Origin of the sequence: Moorena sp. SIO3B2 (assembly GCF_010692525.1) — a bacterium.
Lineage (GTDB): Bacteria > Cyanobacteriota > Cyanobacteriia > Cyanobacteriales > Coleofasciculaceae > Moorena > Moorena producens.
Window position 1 is genome coordinate 1 of the sequence record NZ_JAAHHE010000460.1, and the last position, 4,209, is coordinate 4,209.

A 4,209-nucleotide genomic window follows, 5' to 3' on the forward strand; every position below is an offset into this window, starting at 1 on the left:
TATTTCATGTGGTAGTTGGTGTGATCGCTGGGTTAATTGTGTATCGCATTATTCATCGGGTATCAAAATGATAAGGTTGTAGGGTGGGCAAAGACCGTTTATTTATTTTGATAATTCTAGATAATAGAACTTTGCACACCCTTTCTGTTGGTGGGCAAAAACCGTTTAGTTCTTTTGATAATTCTAGATAATAGAATTTTGCCCACCCTACTTTCTATTCCCTGTTCTGTTCTATTCCCTATTCCCTGTTCCCTTTGCTAAAGCTGATACGCGACACGCTGATAGCTGATAGCTTACCTATAATTTTATTATTTTGATAACGAATTTATAACTCAAAGTTAAACTTTGTGATATACGGTTAGCTCTGGAATCAAGTATACAGGCTTTCCTATGGTAGTGAGGTACAGCTTAATCGTGTTAAGAATGATTGCTTATTTATAAGCAATCGTTACAAACCATTGACCCCCCTAGCGTGTACCTCACCGGATTAGGAAAAGCTATAGCAGCACATGAATTATTAGTAACATTTCAGAGCAACCGATAGAAAGAAGCCAAGGGTCAAACCAAGGTAACAATATTCGGCAATGGATTAGTGTTATACTATTAGTATATCTGCTAATTGTAGCAGTTGGCATGATTGGTTCGGGTTTTAAATCCGCAACCGGATCACAAGCTAAAGAACTCTTTGCCTTTGCCACTAATCCTTTCTTAGGACTAATCGTTGGTACCGTTGCCACAGCATTAATTCAATCATCAAGTACCGTAACCTCAATTATTGTTGGTTTAGTGGCTGGAGGCTTACCGGTAACCACTGCTGTACCAATGGTGATGGGGGCAAATATCGGTACCAGTATTACCAATACCTTAGTGAGTTTAGGTCATATTGGGGATAAAACCGAATTTAAGCGAGCCTTTGCTGCGGCTACAATCCATGACTTTTTTAACTTACTTAGTGTAGTCATTTTTCTGCCCGTTGAGATTATCTTTCATCCCCTAGAGAAGATTGCCTATTTCTTAGCTCAAAATTTGGTAGGAGGCGGTTCTCTAAGTGTCAAGGATTTGAACTTTGTCAAGGCTGCTACTAAGCCAGTGGTGGGTTTGTTTAAAACAATAACTCACATTTTACCAGCGCCCTTTGACGGTATTGCTTTGATTATTTTAGGAATCGCGATGATTTTCTTGACCATTAGCTTTATTGGCAAACTGCTTAAAGTCCTAATGGTCGGTCGTGCCAAAGATATTCTTCATACAGCCATTGGTAAAGGGCCAATCGCGGGTATTGCTGCTGGTACCTTTATGACAGTTCTGGTTCAATCTTCCTCCACTACCACCAGCTTGATGGTACCCTTGGCCGGTGCAGGGCTATTTGGCCTAGCGCAAATCTATCCCTTCACCCTCGGTGCCAACATCGGCACTTGTATTACTGCCTTGCTAGCAGCGACCGCTGTTTCTGGCGCGGAAGCGGTTCCTGCCCTAGAAATTGCCATGGTTCACTTGCTCTACAACGTGCTTGGGGTGGTTATCATCTATGGCATTCCCTTCCTCTGTCGCTTGCCAATTGTCAGTGCAGAAACCCTCGCTGCTGTGGCTAGTGAAGGAAAAGCGATCGCATTTGCCTATATCATTGGCGTCTTTTTTGTGATTCCTGGCATCCTGCTTGGGGTTACAGTCCTGTTGTAATAGTCAAATGTTGGTGAGGGACTGACCACATAGCGTAAGCATTCAGCTATCAGCTATCAGCGTGTCGCGTATCAGCTTTGGGCCTGTGGCCACCGGAATTGAGGTGCGAACAGCTTTTGAATAAAATAAGCACCTCAATTCCCGTTAGCCATTCGCCAATGGCCAAGGCTGACCGCTGACCGCTGATGGCTGACCCCTGAATGCTTACCACAAAGCTAAAGGCGATGCAGCCAGGTCTTGGCAGAAATCCCTTCATCAAGGGCGCTGCATCGCTACCAACGTGCTACCCGCACCTCTATTTTTCCCGACTCCCGACTCCCGACTCCCGACTCCCGACTCCCGAAGATATCGTTAACTTTTGTTAAGTTTCGCATAAGTTCCCGAATTCGGTCTGATAAGTCAATAGCGGAACAAGTTAATTGTGCCGACTCGACCTACCTAGTTTTTTTTGAAAGGGTGTTCACACCTTTATGACTTATGATGCTGTTGAACTCTGATCAGATTTTCGATTATTTAGTTGAGCATGGTCTCTGCAGTCAGTCAGAGCAAGCTCTCACTAAGATTGAGCCCAAGGATTCAGCCTAGGGCTAACGGGCTACTTGAAAAGCTACCCTTGCCAGCTATCAGCTCTTGATAAAGCCCTAATCCCAAAAACCTACTCTACATCAGTTCAAGTCAAGTTCCCATACTTTAAACAGTTACAATGACTGACTATCTTGATTGATCAGCCGTTGTCTGACATGAGTTGATACCTGAGGGGGTGATCACAGTTTTGGTGTGTAAGTCCTGCTCGGGTACCCACAAGGGTACTGTCAAAACCTCAAAAAACAACGAAACTAGAGAAGTTGATTAAAGCTAGTCAGTTGGATAGTTCTCAACTACAGCAATGTAATGATTCAGCCTAGGGCTAACGGGCTAGTTGAAAAGCTACCCTTGCCAGCTATCAGCTCTTGATCAAGCCCTAATCCCAAAAACCTACTCTACATCAGTTCAAGTCAAGTTCGCATACTTTAAACAGTTACAATGACTGACTATCTTGATTGATCAGCCCTTGTCTTACATGAGTTGATATAGCACTACCCATTAAGGTGTTTGACATTTATAAAAGCTGAAACGCTGTTGTAGTCAACTTTTGCCTCTTGCCTCTTGCCAATGCCATTGCGCGTAGCGCTATACCTGAGGGGCTGATCGCTGAATACTTACTTGTCTGTTGGTTTCTATCCAGGAGTTAAGGTAATGCAGATCAAATGGAAACTAAACTTACTGGCCAAAATGGTAGTTTGGTTAGTCCCTGGGATTTTACTCAACTTCCTGGAAGTTGATGACCTAGCAGACTACCGTGAGTTTATTTTCCAAAGGGATGGGCGTTGCTGAATCTTCGCGCTGAATAGGAGTAGAGTGGGCATCCTGCCCGCCCGAAAATATATTGAAACTGGCAAGATGCCAGTTCCACGCAAGATGCCCATTCCACGGCCAGATGCCCATTCCACCTCACTCCTAAAATCATTCCATTGTTAAGCAACGCCTTGAGAGCTACCCCCATTTTCCAAATTGTCGATACAAAAGTTCCTTGATAATCATTGAGTGCGTAGTTATGTCATACCCAACAAATGTTCAGACAGGCATTCGCGACTATATGAATCAGATAAAAAGAATCAGGATAGCTCAAGCCAGTCCTAGTTCTCAGGAGGATCTCCAGAACTGGAAGTATTCTGCCAGTAACACTAAAAAGCATCAAGCTGATCAGGTAGCTACCAAGATTCTGAAAACCCGTGTTCTTAATGGACAAGGCATGCACCCAAGGAGATTTTGTCGCCGCTGGTTCGGACTAGAAGCCCTCAATCAATACGGACAGCCGTGCTACACAGAGTCAGATATCGTAATGGTCGAATCTGAGCATGGTTATCGGGAGAAATGCATCAACTTGATTGCTAAAGTATTAAAGATTAAACCCAATACTATTCACCGCTGGGGAAAAGGAGTTGAGTTTGACAAAATCTCTCCAGATAAGCGACAGCAGTACGAAATGTATCTTGGCTATGTTGACACCCTCAGGGTGCTCGCTACGAGCTTGGGTGGACTGGATGAAAGGTTATTGCTGAGACTTTTAGACCGCGAACAATAGAGTAGCACTAAGTATCCGAACAGTATTGGGTCTCTTCTGACCGAAATAGCTGATCATAATTATTACGTTAGGTTGATTTTTCAAAAACTGTATCCAATACAGAAAAGCCTTGATTTATCTAAAAGCTTACTTTTACAATTCAAAGTAGTTCAGCAAGCAGAACTAGTTAGATCTGGTAAGCCCATTAAAGCTCTTTATCTGAAGGTTTTTAAGCGTTTATGAAGCACTTACCTTGGTTATTTTACCCGCCAGCCTGGCCTATTGCCGTCAAAATTTCGGCATTGTCGATTTTTCAAAGACTGTATAGACCTCTCCAAAAACTTGAAACTTTCTCAGGCACTGCTTTTCAGCGATCAAATTGACCAAGTCAATTTTACGTTGAATTAACGCTATAATAAGCTTAA

The 4,209-nt window shown here is 43.1% G+C and carries 4 protein-coding genes; all 4 read left to right on the plus strand.

The annotated features are described in order from the left end of the window. The first annotated feature begins 516 nt into the window (after positions 1–516). The 4 genes from F6K38_RS36150 to F6K38_RS36165 all read left to right on the plus strand — a co-directional run bounded on the left by F6K38_RS36150 (position 517) and on the right by F6K38_RS36165 (position 3,805). Entirely contained in the window at positions 517–1,680 is a 1,164-nt protein-coding gene (locus F6K38_RS36150; RefSeq protein ID WP_502708907.1) for a Na/Pi symporter, read from the plus strand. A gap of 237 nt (positions 1,681–1,917) precedes the next feature. Continuing rightward, entirely contained in the window at positions 1,918–2,154 is a 237-nt protein-coding gene (locus tag F6K38_RS36155) for a hypothetical protein (RefSeq protein WP_143764226.1), read from the plus strand. A gap of 762 nt (positions 2,155–2,916) precedes the next feature. Further along, positions 2,917–3,054 (plus strand): hypothetical protein, encoded by a 138-nt coding sequence (locus F6K38_RS36160; protein WP_008187310.1) that lies wholly within the window; start codon positions 2,917–2,919, stop codon positions 3,052–3,054. Between the two features lie 220 nt (positions 3,055–3,274). Further along, on the plus strand, positions 3,275–3,805 hold the full coding sequence (locus tag F6K38_RS36165; RefSeq protein ID WP_287359859.1) for a hypothetical protein: 531 nt from the start codon (positions 3,275–3,277) through the stop codon (positions 3,803–3,805). Positions 3,806–4,209 lie beyond the last annotated feature (404 nt).